This window comes from Marinilactibacillus psychrotolerans (assembly GCF_900101525.1).
Taxonomy (GTDB): Bacteria; Bacillota; Bacilli; order Lactobacillales; family Carnobacteriaceae_A; genus Marinilactibacillus; species Marinilactibacillus psychrotolerans.
Genome location: NZ_FMZD01000027.1, coordinates 1 through 20,867, shown reverse-complemented (window position 1 = coordinate 20,867; position 20,867 = coordinate 1). Strand labels below are relative to the sequence as shown.

18 protein-coding genes and 1 pseudogene are annotated in these 20,867 nt (G+C 34.0%); 4 read left to right on the top strand and 15 right to left on the bottom strand.

Features of this window, described 5'->3' with window-relative positions; genetic code table 11:
• Positions 1-53: 53 nt before the first annotated feature.
• The 5 genes from pfkA to BLT22_RS11175 all read right to left on the bottom strand — a co-directional run bounded on the left by pfkA (position 54) and on the right by BLT22_RS11175 (position 8,495).
• Positions 54-1,016, bottom strand: coding sequence for a 6-phosphofructokinase (gene pfkA / locus BLT22_RS11195; protein WP_091763324.1), 963 nt, complete (start codon positions 1,014-1,016; stop codon positions 54-56).
• 230 nt (positions 1,017-1,246) lie between these two features.
• Positions 1,247-4,558 carry a DNA polymerase III subunit alpha gene (gene dnaE / locus BLT22_RS11190; RefSeq protein ID WP_236048941.1) on the bottom strand — a complete coding sequence of 1,104 codons (3,312 nt, stop codon included), beginning with the start codon at positions 4,556-4,558 and terminating at the stop codon, positions 1,247-1,249.
• Positions 4,559-4,630: 72 nt separating this feature from the next.
• The gene (gene clpB / locus BLT22_RS11185; RefSeq protein WP_091763322.1) at positions 4,631-7,234 is read right to left on the bottom strand and encodes an ATP-dependent chaperone ClpB; all 2,604 of its coding nucleotides are present in this window, start codon (positions 7,232-7,234) and stop codon (positions 4,631-4,633) included.
• Between the two features lie 90 nt (positions 7,235-7,324).
• A complete protein-coding gene (locus tag BLT22_RS11180) occupies positions 7,325-7,663 on the bottom strand; it encodes a metal-sulfur cluster assembly factor (RefSeq protein WP_087058527.1) in 339 nt (112 codons plus the stop codon).
• A 67-nt stretch (positions 7,664-7,730) separates the two neighbouring features.
• On the bottom strand, positions 7,731-8,495 hold the full coding sequence (locus BLT22_RS11175) for a dienelactone hydrolase family protein (RefSeq protein WP_091763320.1): 765 nt from the start codon (positions 8,493-8,495) through the stop codon (positions 7,731-7,733).
• 138 nt (positions 8,496-8,633) lie between these two features.
• Between BLT22_RS11175 and BLT22_RS11170 the strand changes: the two genes are divergently transcribed.
• A complete protein-coding gene (locus tag BLT22_RS11170; RefSeq protein ID WP_091763318.1) occupies positions 8,634-9,446 on the top strand; it encodes a Cof-type HAD-IIB family hydrolase in 813 nt (270 codons plus the stop codon).
• A 56-nt stretch (positions 9,447-9,502) separates the two neighbouring features.
• Here BLT22_RS11170 and BLT22_RS11165 read toward each other — a convergent pair whose 3' ends face one another.
• From BLT22_RS11165 to BLT22_RS11130, 8 genes are all read right to left on the bottom strand, one after another.
• The gene (locus tag BLT22_RS11165; protein ID WP_091763316.1) at positions 9,503-10,996 is read right to left on the bottom strand and encodes a phytoene desaturase family protein; all 1,494 of its coding nucleotides are present in this window, start codon (positions 10,994-10,996) and stop codon (positions 9,503-9,505) included.
• Entirely contained in the window at positions 10,993-11,688 is a 696-nt protein-coding gene (locus tag BLT22_RS11160) for an ABC transporter ATP-binding protein (protein WP_087058535.1), read from the bottom strand. Before BLT22_RS11160 ends, BLT22_RS11165 begins: the two co-directional genes overlap by 4 nt.
• 9 nt (positions 11,689-11,697) lie before the next feature.
• Positions 11,698-12,786 carry an ABC transporter permease gene (locus tag BLT22_RS11155; RefSeq protein WP_091763314.1) on the bottom strand — a complete coding sequence of 363 codons (1,089 nt, stop codon included), beginning with the start codon at positions 12,784-12,786 and terminating at the stop codon, positions 11,698-11,700.
• Positions 12,787-13,065: 279 nt separating this feature from the next.
• Positions 13,066-13,305, bottom strand: a complete 240-nt coding sequence (gene acpP, locus BLT22_RS11150) for an acyl carrier protein (protein ID WP_091763312.1) — start codon at positions 13,303-13,305, stop codon at positions 13,066-13,068.
• A 199-nt stretch (positions 13,306-13,504) separates the two neighbouring features.
• A complete protein-coding gene (plsX, locus tag BLT22_RS11145; RefSeq protein WP_087058540.1) occupies positions 13,505-14,506 on the bottom strand; it encodes a phosphate acyltransferase PlsX in 1,002 nt (333 codons plus the stop codon).
• Positions 14,507-14,537: 31 nt separating this feature from the next.
• Positions 14,538-16,592, bottom strand: a complete 2,055-nt coding sequence (recG, locus tag BLT22_RS11140; RefSeq protein WP_091763310.1) for an ATP-dependent DNA helicase RecG — start codon at positions 16,590-16,592, stop codon at positions 14,538-14,540.
• Positions 16,593-16,710: 118 nt separating this feature from the next.
• Positions 16,711-18,354 carry a DAK2 domain-containing protein gene (locus BLT22_RS11135; protein WP_091763308.1) on the bottom strand — a complete coding sequence of 548 codons (1,644 nt, stop codon included), beginning with the start codon at positions 18,352-18,354 and terminating at the stop codon, positions 16,711-16,713.
• Positions 18,355-18,407: 53 nt separating this feature from the next.
• The gene (locus tag BLT22_RS11130; RefSeq protein WP_087058546.1) at positions 18,408-18,761 is read right to left on the bottom strand and encodes an Asp23/Gls24 family envelope stress response protein; all 354 of its coding nucleotides are present in this window, start codon (positions 18,759-18,761) and stop codon (positions 18,408-18,410) included.
• A gap of 297 nt (positions 18,762-19,058) precedes the next feature.
• On the opposite strand from BLT22_RS11130, the gene rpmB reads away from it, so the two are divergent.
• Complete coding sequence (rpmB, locus tag BLT22_RS11125; RefSeq protein ID WP_072694661.1) at positions 19,059-19,247, top strand: 50S ribosomal protein L28; 189 nt, start codon at positions 19,059-19,061, stop codon at positions 19,245-19,247.
• A 536-nt stretch (positions 19,248-19,783) separates the two neighbouring features.
• Here the strand turns inward: rpmB and BLT22_RS12405 are convergent.
• Positions 19,784-19,930 carry a hypothetical protein gene (locus BLT22_RS12405; RefSeq protein ID WP_176935479.1) on the bottom strand — a complete coding sequence of 49 codons (147 nt, stop codon included), beginning with the start codon at positions 19,928-19,930 and terminating at the stop codon, positions 19,784-19,786.
• 218 nt (positions 19,931-20,148) lie between these two features.
• Positions 20,149-20,334: a hypothetical protein gene (locus BLT22_RS11120; RefSeq protein WP_091763306.1), complete on the bottom strand. Its 186-nt coding sequence runs from the start codon at positions 20,332-20,334 to the stop codon at positions 20,149-20,151.
• A gap of 88 nt (positions 20,335-20,422) precedes the next feature.
• Between BLT22_RS11120 and BLT22_RS12400 the strand changes: the two genes are divergently transcribed.
• Complete coding sequence (locus BLT22_RS12400) at positions 20,423-20,563, top strand: hypothetical protein (protein WP_176935477.1); 141 nt, start codon at positions 20,423-20,425, stop codon at positions 20,561-20,563.
• A 71-nt stretch (positions 20,564-20,634) separates the two neighbouring features.
• Positions 20,635-20,867, top strand: a pseudogene (locus BLT22_RS11115) (hypothetical protein); the annotation flags it as partial.

Sequence of the window (20,867 nt, the reverse complement as noted above, 5' to 3'; positions counted from 1 at the left end):
AAATGTTTAGATCCCCTGATAATCTTTTCCACCATTATAGCCTAAGCTTAGTATCAGCTCGAGATTTCTTTGTTCAGTTTGTACAGGTCTAGATTTGGCTTGTGTTTCATATTGTCTAGTATATCTACAATATCATGCGCTACGATTTTTTCATTTCGAAGTCCCAAACATAATCCACCCTTATCAGCTTTTAGATACTCTACAGCACCAGCACCAAATTGACTCGCTAGCACTCGATCTCTTGCTGTAGGTGATCCTCCACGTTGTACGTGACCAAGTACAGTTACACGGACATGGAAATTATCAATTGCATCCAGTTTTTCAGCAAATTCTTTTCCATCCATTACGCCTTCAGCTAATATGATAATAGTGTGTTTTTTCCCTTTTTCTCTGCCTTCACGAATATTATCTGCTACTCCAGTTATATCAAATCCTTTTTCTGGAATAATAATCTGTTCAGCACCGCTTGCTACACCTGCCCATAATGCTATATCTCCAGCATCTCGACCCATTACTTCAATGACAAATGTTCTAACGTGGGAAGTTGCTGTATCACGGATTCTATCTAAGGCATCTAAAACTGTATTAATCGCTGTATCAAATCCAATAGTGTAATCTGTTCCAGGGATATCATTATCAATTGTTCCAGGAAGACCGATACATGGATAGCCGCGTTTAGTTAAAGCATATGCTCCTCTGTATGATCCATCTCCACCAACCACAACTAAACCTTCAATACCAAAACGATTTAATTGTTCGATCCCCTTTAATTGTCCTTCTGCAGTTGCAAATTGAGGATATCTTGCTGAATATAAGAAAGTCCCTCCTCTTTGGATAATATCTCCTACATCTCTACGAGTCAATTTGCGAATATCTCCAGCTACCAATCCAGCAAATCCATAGTTGATACCATAAACTTCCATACCTTCGTATAGTGCTTTTCTTACTACAGCACGAACAGCAGCGTTCATTCCTGGGGAATCTCCCCCACTTGTTAAAACTCCAATACGTTTCATATCAATCTTTCACCTCTAATACATATTTTAAGAACCTATAAAGTTATAACTATATTATACTTCTGATGAATCAATTGCTTTGGAAAGCTCAGAAATGAACATATTACATTCAATTACAACACCAGAACCTATCCTTGCATATCCATCTAGTTTCCATACAAGTATTATTCTATCACTTTTTACTATTTATGTCTCTTAAAAATGGCAACTAACTCAGTTTTTCTATCAATTTATTGCAAAACAACCTTTTTTTCACCTAATATTTCCTTTAATTCATCTATTACTTCTTTTGTACCATCTGTATAGTATGTCCTTTTTAATAAATGTTTTTGGTCTGTACTTGCATCAAAGACCACCACTGAAACATCACCTGGATGCAGTCGAAGAATCGACTGCACATTACGAAAGAGTTCTTCATTTTCTCTAATCGATTTAAATTTCAAATACAACTTTTTATTTTGCTTCGCTTCTTTTAAATTTTTTACATTTTCAATTTTTCTTACTAGGATTTTAATTTCCTTTTGATCATTCTCTACCTTACCTTCCACTAAAATGATTTCGCCTTTAGAAAAATGCTTGATATATTTTCGGTGTTGCTCAGGAAATAGAGTTAAAGAACAAACACCTGTCTGATCTGTCAATTCGACAAATGACATCGGTTCTCCTTTTTTAGTCTGGATAGTTTTAATTGCTTTAACTGTCCCAATAAACTTCATAATTCGATTTGCTTTTGCATCTGCTATAAATTCAGCCTTAAATGCTTCTCTATATTTATTATATTGTTCACTAGGATGGCTAGATAAATAAAATCCTGTCACTTCAAATTCCTGATCCAATTTCTCTTCAAGAGAAATATCTTCAACTCGTTCTATTTTCGGTGATAAAGATTCAAAGAGTTCCATATTGCCGTTACTCATAGTAACACTATTTATAATGGCTTCTAACGAATGCATAATTGTTCCTCGATTATAGTTCAATTGATCAAACGCTCCGGCAAAAATTAATGGTTTTATATAGGTCTCTTTACGCCACTTATTTTCTAGCTTACCAATAAAGTCAATAATATCTTTATACGGCCCAGTATCTTTTCTGGTTTTGTATATAGAGTAAATTAAATCTCTTCTTAGTCCTTTTATAACATCTAAACCAAATAGAATCGATCCGTTATACATCGAAAATGTATAACTACTCAAGTTTATATCTGGACCAATCATTTCAACACCACGCTTTTTAGCCTCTAATACATATTCTTGAAGTTTAGTTTTATTATTAGAAGAAGCTCTCATTAATGCTGCATAGAAGGCAGCTGGGTAGTGTGCTTTAAAATACGCTAACTGATAAGCTACCATCGAATACGCTACTGCATGAGATCGATTGAATCCATAATTAGCAAATTGTTCTATATAATGATAAACATCTTTTGCTGTTTCTTCAGTGTATCCTTTTTTAATAGCCCCGTTGACAAACTGTTTTCGTCCTGTATCAATCTCACTCCTGATTTTCTTAGAAATTGCTCGGCGCAGCATGTCTGCTTCAGCCAAAGAATATCCCGCTAACTTTGAAGCTACTTTCATAACTTGTTCCTGATAGACCATAATGCCGTAGGTGACATTTAAAATTTCTTCAAGATCATCATGGGGATAAATGATTGCCTCGTTTCCTTTTTTTCTGGCAATAAAGGTATCAATTTGTTCCATAGGGCCTGGTCTATAGAGTGCATTAACAGCCACTACATCTTCTATATCAGAAGGCTCTAGTTTTCGAAGTACTCTTTTAATACCAGGAGATTCAAATTGGAAAATGCCATTAGTATCTCCGTTTTTAAAAAGGTCTAGAGTTTCGGGATCATTTAACGGGATATTAGAAAGAGAGATAGACTGATGCGTCTGAACATTCGCAAATTGGATACAGTCAGATAGTATCGTTAAATTCTTTAATCCAAGGAAATCCATTTTCAACAATCCCATTTTTTCTACATCCGCCATGGCAAACTGTGTTAAAGAGAGTTCTCCACTTCCTAATTGAAGTGGAACAGAATTCACTAATGGCTCATCAGATATAACTACTCCAGCAGCATGGGTCGAAACATGTCTTGGTAATCCTTCTAGTTTTTTTGCTGTATCATAAATCTTTCGATTCTGCTCTGACTCTTTTAACAGACTTTGAAGTTTGGAAGACTCTTTTAGTGCTTTCGTTAATGTCATACCTAGACTTGTCGGAATTGCATCTGACCATCTTTTTAAATCTTTAGTCGTCAATCCGAAGACTCTTCCTGAATCTCTAACAGCCATTTTAGCTGCGAATGTTCCAAACGTTGCAATTTGTGCTACATGTTGAGTTCCGTATTTCTTATTAACATAAGCTAGAATTTGTTCCCTTTTATTATCTGGAAAGTCTAAATCAATATCCGGCATGGAATAACGTTCTTCATTTAGAAATCTTTCAAATAGCAATCCATATCTTATAGGGTCTACGTCCGTAATCTCTAGAACGTAAGATACTAATGATCCCACAGCGGACCCTCTTCCTGATCCAGTAATTATTTTCTGGCTATGAGCATATCTCATAAGATCCCAGACAATTAAGAAATAATCAGAAAAACCCATTTTTGAGATAATCGTTAATTCTTTTTCAAGTCGATTTTGATATTCGGAAGTAACCTCACCAATTTTTTTATCTGCTGCTTGTCGACATAGTTCAGATAAATATTCATCTGTTTCTCTACCTTTGGGAATCGGGAACTTAGGTAATACCGGTTTGCCTAGTGTTAAATTAATTGATATTTGAGAAGCGATTTGATCAGCTGTTTTAGCAAGTTTCGTTAATCCAGCGTCTTCATATTGCTTTGTTCTATCCCAAGCGCTTAACAGACTCTTTTCTTGTTCCAAAACTTTGTCTAGTTCTATTATTTCATTTGCTCCAATGGTTCTCAAAACATCCGCCGCAAACGCATCTTCCTTATCTAAATATTCCACAGCATCAAATGCAACCAGGTTACTATTAATACGTTCGGAAAGTTTAATTAAATCCTGCTGAATAGGAGAAAGTGACGATTGAAATGTGTATCCTAAATACAGTGCTTCAAACACTTCACTATACTGATCTATTATATTTTCAGCTTTTTCAAAATCTCCTGATAGTAAGAGTTGTTCTATTTCCCCTGTAGCTCCGGGAGTAATTGCAATAACCTGATTACATTCACTTTTCAAGTATTCCATAGTAATAGGTTTCTCATCAGTCATTACTTTAGTTGATAGTTTAATTAGTTCTTTAAATCCTTCTTCATTCTTAGCCAGCAGGACAATGCGAGCTGTTTTCACTTCCTCACTTAATGATTCAATGTCTAGTGTTAACCCTAAAATGGGATTCAATCCAGCTTTTAAAGATTTTTCATAAAACTCAATTGCACCATATAGAACATTGTGATCGGTAAGAGCAATCGCTTTGTATCCACGCTCTTTGGCAGCTTGAACCAGTTTGTCGATAGTTATAGTACTTTTCAATAAAGTATAAGTACTCATAATCTGAAGTTGTGTCTGCAATGATGCTCTCCTTCCTTCTTTTCATCTTATAAAAAATACATTTGTAATGTGCAGTAAGGATCTTTTATTTAATTACTGAATATCAGTGGTTTGGAAAATCAAATGATTGTCTTTTAGGTCAACTTTAATCGTTTGTCCTTTTTTGATAGTATTGCTAATAATCATTTTTGCGATTGGAGTTTCTATCTCATTAGTTAGATATCGTTTAATTGGACGAGCTCCAAATGCAGGATCATAAGCTTTCTCAGCTATCCAGTTCTTAGCTGCTTCTGTCAGATAGAGTGCATATGAACTTGCAATTAACCTGGTTTCCAGATTTCTAACTAGCTTATCGACAATTTTAATCATACTTTGTTTAGTGATCGGTGAGAACAAAATAATATCATCTAATCGATTTAAGAATTCTGGTCTGAAAGAATCAAATAATAGATCTTTTACTTTTGCTTCTGTTTTAGAATTGATTTTTCCTTCTGAAGATGTCTCTTGCAGTAATAATTCAGAACCAATATTGCTAGTTAAAATCAAGACCGTATTTTTGAAATCTATCAACTGTCCTTTAGAATCAGTCAATCGCCCTTCATCTAGTACTTGTAAAAGAATATTGAACACATCAGAATGTGCTTTTTCAATTTCATCAAGTAAAATAATTGTGTAGGGATTATTACGGACTGCTTCTGTCAATTGTCCACCTTCATCGTACCCAACATACCCTGGTGGTGAACCAATCAATCGAGACACACTATGTTTTTCCATGTATTCACTCATATCTAACCGAATCATCTGATCTTGTGTATCAAAAAGGTTTTGTGCTAATGTTCTAGCTAATTCAGTCTTTCCCACACCGGTTGGCCCCAAGAATAAAAACGATCCTAAAGGACGATTTGGATCCTGTATTCCTGCTCTTGCACGCAGAATAGCATCTGTTACAGTATCAACAGCTTTATCTTGACCGATAACTTGTTTTTTCATAGATTCATTTAAATTAAGCAGTTTTTCTCTTTCAGATTCAACTAATCTATTTACAGGAATACCTGTTATTCGGGCAACAACTTCGGCCATTTCATCTTCAGTAACGGTTTCTTGAACCAACTTATTTTCCGATGATCTATTTTGTTGATGTATCTGCTCAAGTTCTGCCAATTCCTTTTCAAGTAACGGAATAGTTCCATGCCTTAATTTAGCTGCTTCTTCTAAATTATACTCAGATTCTGCTTCTTCAAGTTTACGTTTTGCTTGATCAATTTCAGCTTTTTTATCCTGAATATCTTGCATTGATATTTTTTCTTTATTCCATCTCATCGACATAATTTCTACTTCTTCACGAATTGACGCAAGTTCGCGCTGGATGGTAGCTAGTCGATCTTTACTTTTTTCATCTGTTTCTTCTTTTAATGCTTGTTCTTCAATCTCCAGCTGCATTTTCCTACGCGTTAGAAGATCTAATTCATTAGGCATTGAATTCATTTCTACTCTTATTGTTGCACATGCTTCATCCACTAAATCAATAGCTTTATCTGGTAAAAATCTATTTGTCATATATCGACTAGATAGTTGCACTGCTGCTACTAATGCATTATCTTGAATATTCACACCATGGTGAATTTCAAATCTTTCTTTTAAACCTCTCAAAATACTAATTGCTTCATCAATCGATGGTTCATTCACAATTACTTTCTGAAATCTTCTTTCTAATGCTTTATCTTTTTCCATATAGTTTCGGTATTCATTGATAGTCGTTGCACCGATACAATGGAGTTCCCCTCTAGCAAGCATGGGTTTAAGTAAATTACCTGCATCCATACTTCCTTCTGTTTTACCAGCTCCTACAATTGTATGAATTTCATCTATAAATAATAAAATGTTGCCTTCACTTTTTTTAATTTCTTTCAGCACAGCTTTTAACCGTTCTTCAAATTCCCCTCTATATTTTGCGCCTGCAATCAGAGTACCCATATCCAATGAAAAGATTTTCTTATTTTTCAAATTCTCTGGAACATCGTTTCGTACAATTCTTTGAGCTAGCCCTTCGATTATAGCCGTTTTACCAACCCCAGGTTCTCCAATTAAAATGGGATTGTTTTTCGTTTTACGAGAAAGAATTCTAATAACGTCTCTGATTTCATCATCTCTACCAATGATGGGATCTTGATTTCCTTCTTTAACTTGTTTGACTAAATCAATAGCATACGCTTCTAATGCTTGATAAGTCGATTCCTGATTCGCACTCTGCACTGATTCTCCACCTCTCCATTCAGATACGACTTCTTGTAGTTTTATTTCCGTAACACCATGTTTTTCTAAATATTTTTTTAGTGGATGATTTATCTGTCTCATCAAAGAAATCAGTACAACGTCTACTGAAATATATAGATCCTTTAAGTCAGAGGCAATCTTTTCTGCATCTTGTAGTAACTGGAATAATTCACGTGACATTTGAGTACCATATTGAATAGACGTTCCTTGAACTACTGGAAGCTTATCTATTTCAATTTCGACATTTTCCAAAAACAAATCAAGATCTATGTCCATCTGCTCATATATTTTATATGCTAAATGATCTGGCTGCAAAAAGATTCTCCATAGATGCGGTATATCAATTAATTGGTGTGATCGAACTTTAGCAATATTTTGAGCGCTGGAAATCGTTTCTTGCATTAAAGTTGTATATTCTGGCATAAAGAGCTCCTTTCATTATACCTATATTTTTGTTTTCCCTAATAAAAAAGAATCGAGTAAGTAAATACCAACTCAACTCTTTACTGAATTTTAGCGAATACCTAAAGCAATGCGCGCATATCGACTCATTCTTGATGTATCCCATGCAGGATACCAGACAAGTTTAACATCCGTTTCTGTAATCTCTGGTACAAATTTCATGGCATTTAAAATATCTTCTGTGATCACATCAGCAAGAGGACATCCCATAGTTGTTAAAGTAATTTTCACTTCACAGTATCCACCATTAAAAACATTAACTTCATATACTAGTCCTAGATTAACAATATCAATTCCTAGTTCTGGATCAATCACTTGTTCTAAGTTCTCCATTATTCTATTTTTAATATCTCCAATTTCCTCTTCAGACCAAACTGATTTTTCTGACATAGTTTTCCCCTCCTTAGATGAATGATTTTCAGATAATCATAACATATGCGTAATAGTTAGTTAACACTTATCCTTCAAAACTATCTTTAAAAAATTCAGCCATAGATACTGCGATTTCGTATGGTACTTTATGTCCATGACCCGAACCAATTGTAAATGAAATATTTCTTGCATACGGCTCCTCTTTGATTTGTTCAATAAATTGCTTAGTCTGTTCAAAAGGAACCAGCTCGTCTTTTGTACCATGCCAGAAATAGACTGATTTTCCAGCAATTTTTTCAGGTTGTTCGCTTAAAGAGATTGCATTTAATTGATTCTTAATTTTTTCTGTCAATAGCCCGTCCATATTTTCATATCCATCTGTCCATTTAGAACTAAGAAGCCAATTAGAGAAGTCCACTGGAGAAGTATTTCCCATAAGAATTGCTGCTGAATGAATCCAGTCAAACTGTGTCAACATAGCACTTGTTGTAATTCCTCCCATAGAAAGACCACTAATTCCAAATTTCTCAGCATCAGATAAATTTTGAGAAATATATTTTTCTCTGATCATATTAACTTCTTTCAGATTATGCGTCACTACTTCCCAGAATACTGTATTATCTTGGGTCGATTGTGCAGATTGACTTCTTTCGCCATGCATATATGCTTCTGGTAAGATAGCTCTTATACCTCTTTTAGCTAATTCATATCCTTGAACTAAAACCGATTCTTTATGGCTAGTCCATCCATGGTAAAAAATAACAGTTGGTAATTCCTCATTTCTCAGTTCCTCTTTTACAACTTCAAGTAATGGAACTTCTCCAATTGTTTTCTGAATAATCTGAAACATCTTACTCACTCCTATGACGTATACTTTTTATTTACAGTTTGTTATACTTAGATAAATATCCTTATTTATTTTATCACATATGACAGTACTTTTATATTAGCGAAGCTAATATTTAAATGTTTAAAAGGAGCTTTTTAAATGAATCGTAAACTAATTGCACTTGATTTAGATGGTACCACTTTAAATGATACCCAACAAATCACTTTAGAAACTCAAGAAGTGCTAAACAAACTTCGTAAAGAAGGTCACCTCATTTCCATTGTCACCGGTCGTCCATACAGAAATAGTTATTACTATTACAATCAATTAAAAATGGATACCCCAATCGTCAACTTTAATGGGGCCTGGTGCCATAATCCTTCAGATAAAAAATGGGAGCATGGATATCATAAAACCTTAAGCAAAGATCTCGCTATTTCTATGCTTTCCTTAAAAGACGATCCAGAAGTTCAATTAATTGCTGCAGAATCAAGAGATGGTATTTATGTACATGGTGATTTCATTCCTTACCCAGATTACTTTCCTGAGGGAATTGAAGTCAGCAGACAATTAACTTCTGAAACCTTACTGGTGGATCCGACTTCTGTAGAAGTTTTTACAAATACACAATTGAATCAACCGATCATTGAAGAACGAATCATTAAAAATTATGGAAATGCAGTTGAAGTCAGAACTTGGGGTGGCTTATCTCCTTGTCTAGAAGTTGTTGCAGCGGGAGTACAAAAAGCAATGGGTGTTGAAAGAATTGCATCTTATTATAATATTAATCAAAAAGATATCATCGCTTTCGGAGATGAAGAAAATGACTATGAAATGATTCAATATGCTGGTGAAGGAATCGTAATGAAAAACGGAAATGAGCGATTAAAAGCTATTGCAAATGATTTGACTGCTGTTACTAATCATGAAAATGGTTTAGCAGAATATCTGACACGTTACTTTAAATTATAAAAGAAAATCCTGAAACGACACTTAGTCTTTTCAGGATTTTCTTTTATTTACATTGTCTATCCTTGATCATCTAACAATAATTCGTCTACCGCAATTTTTGCTGAAGTCAAAACTATAGGTACTCCTGCACCAGGATGTGTACTACTTCCAGTGAAATACAGATTCTCACAATTTTTAGCTTTTGCTTGCGGTCTAAAATGGTTACTTTGCGTCAAGGTTGGTTGCAGTCCGAAACAAGCTCCATTATAAGCATTAAATTTATCACGCCAATCGATTGGTGTCATATATGATTCGGATACAATTTCTTCTTCAATATTTTCAAAACCTTTTGTATTTTTCAATTTCATAAAGACACGTTCTCTATAATATTGGATCGTTTCTTCATTCCAGTCATATTTAGAAGTAGAGAGATCAGAGACAGGAACCAAAATATACAGACCTTCCTTACCTTCCGGAGCAAGCTTTGAATCCATTTTAGAACCCATATACACATAAAAAGAAGGATCAGTCAGTACATCTCCTGAAAAAATATCTTCAAGGTTTTCGTCTAGATCTTTTGCAAATACAAAATTATGCATATTCTTTACCTGATCAAATTTCTTATCCATACCTAAATACATAATGAAACAAGAACAAGAATACTTCATATTGTCAACTTTTTTGTCTGTATATTTCCCTTTTGCTTTTACATCTTTAACCAGATTTTTGATTGCATACGGGAAATCCGCATTACACATTACAAAATCAGATAAAATAGTTTCGTTATGAATTTTTATTCCTTTAGCTTCCTGATTTTCAATGAGTATCTCATCAACCGGTGAATTATAGTTTACTTTTCCACCTAGTTCTAAAAATAATTTTTCCATTCCACTAGCCATCGTATGCATTCCACCTTCGATAAACCAGATACCATACAAATATTCAATCATAGGTATAATAGTATAAAGTGAAGGGCCATTATTAGGTGAAACCCCAATGTATAAAGTCTGAAAACTTAATATTTGCTGTAATCTTTTATCTTTTATATATTTCCCAATAGAATGGTTAGCACTATCAAATGTTTTTAATTTCAAAGCTTGGTATATCATTTTAGGATTATAAAAATCTGTAGCATTTCGAAATGGTCTTTGAATAAAGTGATTTTTTGCAACAATATAACGTTCGTATATATCCTTTAGATAGGATAAAAATCCCGCCATATCTTTATCACTGATATTTTCCATTTCTTCTGTAATTTTAGTCAAATCAGAAGAAACACTAATTTCTTCATCACCAAAGAAAGCAGAATACATGGGATCGACTCTCTGCATCGGTATGTAATCATCAGGGTTCCTTCCCGCTAGTTCAAAAATCTCTTTGTAAATATCAGGCATCATCACAAGACTAGGTCCCATATCAAAAGTGTAACCATCTTGTTTCACTTGGTTCATTTTACCACCAGGGATGGCTTCTTTTTCGTATAATGTTACATCATATCCAACATGCTGCAAGCGAATTGCACTTGCTAATCCTGCTACACCAGCTCCAATTACACTAACCGTTTTTTTCATGTTGATCCTACTTTCTCAGTCATTGATTGTTTTTCAAGAACGCCATCTTCCATTACATAAACAGAATCACAGTATTTTGTTAACCTTTCATCATGTGTTACCATGATAGTCGCTTTATTCTTATCCTTTGTTTCTCTAGCTAATATCTTAACTACTTCTATTGCTCGGGACGTATCTAAACTTGCAGTCGGTTCGTCCGCTAAAATAACTGTTGGATCATGATAAAGTGCTCTAGCAATGGCTGCCCTTTGTCTTTCTCCTCCAGATAATTCACCAGGGTATTTATCAGCAAGATCATAAATATCTAACTCTTGTAATAAATCTTGGATTCTATTTTTATCAATTTTTGATTTCTCAACTTTATTGACTAATTTCAACTGTTCTTGAACTGTTAAAAATGGGACTAAATTCGACGCCTGTAAGATAAATCCAATATCTTTAAACCTACGTTGCGCTCGCTGTTTTTCTTTCAATTCACTAAACTTATCATCATTAATGAAAACATTTCCTTCACTTGGTTGCTGCAGTCCACCGATAATTGTGAGAAATGTACTTTTCCCAGAACCACTGGGACCAATGACTGCAACAAATTCTCCTGGATTGACTGAAAAATCTGTTGGTTTTAATGCCTCTATTGTCTTACTACCATCTTTAAAACTCTTTCTAACTTGTTTTAATTCAATTGACTTCATCTATTTCACCTACTCTATCGCTTCTAGTGGATCAATTTTCGCTACAGTTCTAACAGAAAAAACAGCACCTAATAAAGCAAATATAATTAATGCTGCACTTGTGGCTATCAAGAAAAGATAATTATTCTGATAAGGTACGGCTGCCGGCAAGAATACGCCTGTTAATATCGTTAATCCAAACCCCACCATCACTCCTATTACAGCCAGTAAAAATGTTTGAGCCAAAACAGATTTGGCAATATAATTTGTAGAGATTCCTTGAGCTTTCATCACGCCCAACATTGAAGTTTTCTGCAAGGTCAATACATATATAAATATACCCACAACCAATGCAGCTATAACAACTAAGAATCCAATCATTAATCCAAATGTCAATACTTGAGCATTATATCCCGGTAGACTACTTATAAAATCATTGATAGGATATGCTTCCAGTTCCTTATTATTGATATTAAGTCCCTCAGCAGATTGACTATCTCTAATCACTATAGCATTTACAGGGAAATCTCCACTATTTTCATTTGAATCAAAGCGAATATGCTGATATGTATCTAAATCAGCATATAAAACAGGTGCTACACTAAATCTGGCATTATCTGTAAAGCCACTTACTTCAACCGTACGATCTTGTCCGGATAATTGGAGCACATCTCCTATCTCTACCCCTTCTTCTTCTTTCAATGTTATATCAGCAACAACTTCATTTTCTGATGAAAACAATTCTCCTTCTATAACATTTGGTGTTAAAAATTCATTCGGGTCAATTCCAAATAAGCTAACATCAATATTCATATCATTACTTTCAGTACCTTCTGGGCGTACAATGCTTGAACTAACCCCAATTCTAGCTGTTTCGTCAGCTGATATATTTTTTTGTTCGCTAGGATCAATCATTGACATATTCAAATTCTGATTCGACTCGGATGTAAGAACGATCGTATCAGCGTCCCACTTGTCAATAGCCATTCTGTACTCCTGAGAAAGACCGTATGCTAGACCCGTCAAAAATGAAACTAGATAAGAAACTAATAAAACAATTCCGATAATTAATGCAAATCTAGTTTTTGAAAATTTGATTTCTTTCCACGCTAAAAACATATTTTAATTCCTTTCACCACATTTATATGTGCCCTACTATGATAACCATCGTTTGCTTATACAAGCATATCATATTTTTCTAGCAAATGTTAATAAAGCGAATATTCTAGAACAAGATGATTCATATTACATTCTATTAAACCCCTATCAGGTCCAAATGATCTAATAGGGGTTTTACTTTCTTATGATATTTGTATTGTTTTGGTCTTTCATTAAATAGTCATAAAAAATAAACCATAACATTTGTTCATGTATACATTCTAATTATAGTCAAGCTGATTACTGATTACTATTAATGTAGTCAACAGCTTTACCTACAGTAGTAATGTTTTCTGCATCTTCGTCAGATATCTCATTACCAAAGGTATCTTCAAGTTCCATTACTAACTCTACAATATCAAGAGAATCTGCCCCTAAATCTTCTTTAAATGTAGTATCTCTAGTAATTTTATCTTCATCAACACCTAATCTTTCAACAATGATTCCTTTAACTTTTTCAAAAATTTCTTCTTCATTCATTTTATGATCCTCCATCTTAATAAATTGGGAATAATATTTTTTTATTACAAACCCATTTTTAATATTCTTATAAGTTATTGTAGCGTATTCTTCTATTTATTTCCATATCTAATCAGAAGTTCCCACTTTACTAATGTTTGATAATCAGATATAACATCTGATTTCTAAAAAAGTTAATAAACACAAGATTTTTCTTTTATTATTTTTCTTTATCATAATATTTGACTAAATCTTCAACAACATGAGAGGACAACATTTCTCTAATTTGTTTAAGCGTTTGATATACAGGTTCTGAAGTGGCAGATCCATGAGTTTTAACCACTGGTGCTTTTAATCCTAAAAGAACAGCACCGCCATGCTTAGAATAATCCAATACATCTTTCAAATTGGATAAGCTATCTTTTAATAGTAAACCGCCCATTTTAGCTTTTAATCCATTATTCAAAATTGAATCTTTAATGAGCTTAACCATTGATAGAGCAGTTCCTTCAATTGTTTTCAATACAGCATTTCCAGTAAACCCATCAGCTACTACGACATCAGCAATTCCATTTAGTAATTCCCTTGATTCAACGTTTCCTATAAAGTTAATTGCCTCATTTTGTTTTAAGAGTTTATAGGCTTCTTTTGTTACTTCATTTCCTTTATTCTCTTCAGTACCATTATTTAATAATCCCACACGAGGATTGTCGATTCCTCTGACGAACTTAGCATAATAAGTTCCAAGTGTAGCATATTGATTGATGTTGCTAGGTTTGCTATCAGCATTAGCACCAACATCTAACAAATTAAAAGCATCTTGTTTATCTGCCATAACAGGCATAGTAGCTAATAATCCTGGTCGATCAATTCCTTTTACTCTTCCAATTATTAGAGTTCCTGAGGCTAACAATGCTCCTGTATTTCCAGCTGAAAATAAAGCATCATTTTCTTGGTCTTTAACTGATTTCGCAGCCATGACCATAGAAGCATCTTTTTTTCGTCTAATAGAGCGTACAGGATCATCCTCACTTTCTATTTTTTCATCTGTATGAACAATTTCAATATTTTCCAGTTCTTCATTAATATATTTTTTAATCATATGCTGCTTGCCATACAAGACAATTGTGATATCTTTAAATTCTTTTGCTGCTTTTATACTTCCTTCTACTATCGCTTGGGGTGCATTATCTCCGCCCATAGCGTCTACTGCTATTCTCATTCTTCTTCCTCCTGAAGTGTTGTTTTATAAATCAATCTAAAAATGCATATCTAGCTTGTTCATCAATTCCTACTTCTTTTCTTATTAAAGCATACTCTTTTGATTCAAAAAAATCAGTAGTCGCTAGTATTTGTGCAGCTTCATTACGGGCACTTTCTAAAATATGAAAATCCTCTACTATATCAGCTACTTTAAAGTCAGGAAGCCCTGACTGTTTTTTTCCAAAAATTTCTCCTGGACCTCTCATTTCAAGATCTTTTTCACTGAGTTCAAATCCATCATTCGTTTGCGTTAGGATTTCCATTCGCTGAGCACCAGTTTCACCTTTTGGATCAGCAATTAGGATACAATAAGATTCTTTCTTTCCTCTTCCTACTCGCCCTCTTAATTGATGGAGTTGTGCTAATCCAAATCGATCTGCATCATGAATAATCATTAGTGTAGCATTTGGAACGTTAACCCCAACTTCAATTACTGTAGTAGATACTAGGATCTGCACTTCATTTCGTTTGAACTGTTCCATTATGGACTCTTTTTCTGTATTTGTCATTTTTCCATGCAATAATCCAACTTTATACTTCGATTCAAACTGAGCAGCATAAGTTCTATATAGATCAGTTGCATTCTGCAAATCCATTAACTCGGATTCCTCTATTAGTGGACTGATTACATATACCTGAGAACCATTTGATAATTCTTTATTCATAAAAGGGAGCATCTGAGTAAATTGTTTCGGTCTAATCCAGTGAGTTGCTACAGGTTCTCTTCCAGGGGGTAACTCATCAATAACAGAAACATCCATTTCACCGAATGCACTGATTGCTAACGTCCTTGGTATAGGAGTCGCTGTCATAAATAAAACATCTGGATGATTCCCTTTTTCTCTTAATGTCTTTCTTTGATTAACACCAAATCGATGTTGTTCATCTGTGATCACAAGGCCTAATTTATTAAATTCTACATCTTCTTGTATCAAAGCATGTGTTCCAATTAATGCATGAATTCTTCCGGTTGCCAAATACTCAAGTATTTCTTTTCTTTTAGCATTTTTAGTAGAGCCCGTCAGTAATTCAACTTTCAAACCTTGTGATTCAAACATTTCCGAAAGGCTTTCCATATGTTGAGTAGCCAAGATTTCTGTTGGTGCCATCAGTGTAGACTGCAGACCTGCAGTCCAGGCAGCAAATATTGCTGCAGCTGCTACTACAGTTTTACCACTCCCGACGTCCCCTTGAAGTAAACGGTACATTTGAATAGGTAATTTTAAATCCTTGCAGATTTCATTAACTACTTTTTTCTGTGATCTGGTCAATTCATACGGCAGAGACTTAAAAAAGCTTCTTAATAAATCTACCTTATAATCTACCTTATTTCCTCGATCTAACATCTTATGTTGCTTTCTTAACCACAGCATCTGAAGCTGATAAATAAAAAATTCAAGAAATATAATAGCTCTTCTAGCTTGTTCCATCTCGTTTTCTTCTTTTGGGAAATGCATCATTCTTATAGATTCTTTATGTGAAACTAAATCGTATTTTTTTCGTATGCCAGCAGGGATCATTTCAGGAATATAATCGTAATAGTTATCCCAAGACTGCTTAATCAATTTTACTAACGTCGCTTGTTTTATATGTTTTGAAGTATGATAAACAGGTTCCTTATTTTCTTCTTTATCGCTCAATGTACTGCTTAATATTTTGATTCCACTTAGCTGCATTTTAAGTGCATCCCATTTTCCAAAGATAGCTACTTCTTCTCCAGCATGTAATTGGTTTTTTAAATAAGCCTGATTAAAAAAAGTAACTGGTACAATAACATGTTCGACATTCATTCTAAATGCTAAACGGTTCTTTCCTCTTCCGAAATGATTCACTACTGGATCTGATATTAGTGGTCCTCTTAATACAACTTTTTCTTTATCTTCTATCTCTTCAATTGATTTCACTGTTAAATCTTCATATCTGAACGGATAATAAGTTAATAGATCATAAACCGTTTCAATACCGAGTTCTTTTAAAGCTATAACTCTTTTTGAACCAACACCTGAAAGGGTAGTAATTGAGTCATAGATACTTTTTTCAGTCATACCTAATCTCCTCCTTTCTCTATTAGATTGAATAATCAGAAAGGAATAGATAAAACAACAAAGATTCCTTCGTTATTTCACCTATTCCCCCTTTTAGATTTATACTAATTCAATTATATTATTCAACAGAAACAAGATATGGATAGACTGGCTGACCGCCTTCATGTATTTCTACTTCAATATCATCATACTTTTCTTCTATCGCTTTTCCAATTTCTTCAGCATCAGATTCTGTCCCATCTTCACCATAAAGAAGTGTAAGAATTTCGCTATCATCGTTAATCATTTGATCAATCATATCTATTGTTACTTTTTTGATATCACTGTTCGTTACTTTGATATCTCCATCAATGATTCCCATATAATCATCTTTTTTAATTGATACACCATTAATTTCAGTATCTCTGACTGCAAAAGTTACTTGACCTGATGTTACTGCTTCTATTTCAACAGTCATACTTTCTTTATTGGAGTTTAAATCATGAGTCGCATTAAACCCTAGCATTGACGTTAGTCCTTGTTGAATTGTCTTAGTTTCCACTACAACTGTATCTACTTCAGAAACTTTCGCAGCTTGTTCAGCTGCCATGAAAATATTCTTGTTGTTTGGAAGAATGATATAGTGCTTGGCAGGGACTTTTTTCATAGCTTTAATAATATCTTCTGTACTAGGATTCATTGTTTGTCCACCTTGAAGAACATAATCAACACCTAGACTCTCAAATAACCGCTTAATGCCTTCTCCAGCTGCAACAGCAATCACAGCAACCTCTTTTGTTTCAGCTTTTTTATCAGCTGATAAAGCTGAATGCTGTTCTCGCATATTGTCAACTTTAATCTTCATTAAAGATCCGAATTTCTGCCCGTAATTCATTACTTCACCTGGACGCTCTGTATGAACATGAACCTTGATAACTTCATCATCAGCAACTACTAATAAGGAATCACCTAACTTATCCAGGTAATTTCTAAACTCATCATAGTCAAAGGTATCTTCAACCGTTTCACCTTCACCAATACGTACCATAATTTCAGTACAATATCCGTAGGTAATATCTTCTGTATGTACATGTTCATGTACTTCCCCACGGTGATGTTCTGCACGTACTAATTCATCAAGTTCTGGTGTTTCTTCTTTTGGCACTTCTCCTGTAAGAGAAGATAAAAAACCTTCATATACATATACTAATCCTTGACCACCGCTGTCTACAACGCCAACTTCTTTAAGAACTGGTAATAAATCAGGCGTTTTCTTCAATGATTTCTTGGCTGCAGCTAATATCGCTTCCATAACTTCTATAACATTATCTGTTTCTTTTGCTTTTTTTGTACCTGCTTTAGCTGATTCCCTTGCAACTGTTAAAATCGTTCCTTCAACTGGTTTCATCACAGCATTATAAGCAGAGTCTACACCATTTTTAAAAGCAGCCGCAAATTGATTGGCATCAATGGATTCAAGCTCTTTAACAGATTTTCCAAATCCACGGAATAATTGAGATAATATTACGCCCGAATTCCCTCTAGCTCCCATTAATAATCCTTTGGCTAAGGCCTGAGCTATTTCTCCCAGATGATCACTATCTGTCTCTTTTACTGCTTTTGCTCCACTAGTAAAAGACAGGTTCATGTTTGTCCCTGTATCTCCATCGGGAACAGGGAATACGTTTAATGAATTTACATATTCAGTATTTTCGTCTAATCGCATACGACCAGCCGAGATCATACCTTTGAATTCTTCAGATGTTAAATTTAATACTTCCACTTTAATGAGTTCCTCCCTTGCCACAATCGAACTGCAGCTTTGGTATAATAGTATTACACACGCACGCCTTGTACAAATACATTGACAGATTTAGCTTTCAAGCCTAAATTTGCTTCCAGCTGGTACATGACTCGTTCTTGAACGTTCTTTGATACTTCCGAAATCTTAGTCCCATAGCTTACAATGATATAGACATCGATTACAATATCTTCATCTTCCTGTCTGACCACAATTCCTCGAGAATAATTCTCACGATTCAAAATCTCAATCAGTCCATCACGTACTTGTTTCCGACTTGCCATTCCTACTATACCGAAATTTTCTGTTGCCGCTCCGCCAACTACAGTAGCAATTACCTCATTAGAGATTTCAACATTACCGAGTTCATTTTTAAGATTTACTGTCATTAATGATTTTCCCCTCTCTATTCAAATTCTCATGATCTCAACTTATCTTTTGATTAATTTTCATGATTTCATAATATATACTCAAACATATTTTAGCATATCGCGTTTTATAATGAAAGACAATACCTATTTTGTAAGTTTATAGTATAGGTAATATATCTATTTAGCTGTCAAGGTTCATTACTTGAATGAATATAATTATTTTCTTGCGTGTTTATCCTGTATGTGGTATCTTATATAAGTATGAGTTAGCTTCTTTTAACGTAGAAGCTATTGCGTAAAGGAGGAGAGTTAATTATGGCTAAAGAATGTTTTGTAACTGGACGTAAAGCTAGAAGCGGAAATAACCGCTCACACGCTAACAATAAATCTAAACGTCGTTTTGCTGCGAACTTGCAAAAAGTACGTATTATGGTTGATGGACAACCTAAAAAAGTATGGGTATCTGCACGTGCTTTGAAATCAGGTAAAGTTGAACGCGTATAAAACACAGAAATCACAAGATGTCACAAACGCCGTTATATCGGCGTTTGTGGCTTTTTTATTTTCTCTAAATATCATGAGATTACATAAATATTGAATATCTCTGCCCCATTTTTAAAACCAGTAATTCAGCATTGTTTGTATCTTTCATAAAATAATATGTATATAATGAAGAAACTAAAAAAGAGCAGAACTTAATCTGCTCTTACTTCTTCTCTTCTAGTTGAATCAGCTTTGTGATTTTATATCTACTTTAAATTTACTCTCAAAACTATTCTCATATTACTAACTCTTCTTATAAAGTCTATATATTAGAGAAATCTATTTTGTATAATCCCAATTTTTTTATGTTATATCAGTATTTGACTTGTCCTAAATAATTAGGTTTATAGTTGTCAATACTGCCATAAGAAAGCTAATAGTTAAAAGAATTAAGAGAATGAATCTAAGCTTTGGATTAAGAGTTTTCTTTACAAATACTTGTCTCATTAGATACAATGGTACAGATATCATAAGAAACCCAATGATAATTTTATCTATCATAATTTATAGAAATGCGCTTTCCCGCGGTTCATTGCTTTGAGTATTTGATTGCCTGACTTAACAGCAGCTACTCCTCCACTTACTACAGCAATAAAAGTACCGATTCCCCCAGTAAACAAACCTGCTAATGCGTTAGCAGCCATATTTCCTCTCCCCTTTCATAAAAATATTATAGTCATTATTTTCACAAAAGTATATAATCGAAAAAATAAGATTTTTTTAATGGTTTTTTCTTTATTTATATTCGAATAGTTTGAATTATAGTTTAATTGGTTACCTCATATACTGCCTAAAATAATTACTTTACTTCTCTATACTTAATGAACGCAGCAAGTGAAAACTCGGTCTGCCTCATTACCTGCTATTGAATCTGCTTGAACATCTCGATTTTTTTATGTCCTTTCTGCATTCCCTCTTCTCCTTCTTTTACAGCGTATATAATATCAGATATTGACTCATTTAATACTTTGTTCATCCATACTTGAAAGTCTTTGTATTCATCTAAATCAGCTTGCGTTTTTATTGTTTGATCAAAATAATTATTCATAACCTTCCTCCTTTCGCTTGATTATTCGAACGTGCGTTCCTATAATATATCATATACGGAACAAACATTCGAATGAAGGAGTACATATATGGAAGATGACAATGAAATAACTGATGAAGATATTTGGGGATTGGGAGAAAGTAGCTTGATTCTTATGGAAAATGAAATAGAAGAATTATTAAAGAAAAATACTATGTGTAAAGTTTATGTAGGAAATGGAAAAAAATAGGGTAGACAAAAAGAAAGAAGACCCTTAATCTAGAATTTGCGGAAACTAGAGAGAAAGAGGTCTTCTTTACGATGGAAATTATAGCACAAATGATGGGAATATTAGAAGAGTCGAATACACTTTTAGAGGCAGAAATCTTATTTGAGGAGCTTTTCAGACAAAAAGCGGAGGAATGCTTTCAAGAATGCATGGAGCGTTTAGATAAAAAGTGTATTCAATCATACAAAGATCAAGGGTACGAGATAGATAGTGTAAGAAAGCGTACGATGCAATTTACCTTTGGGACCGTTGAATTTTCACGTAG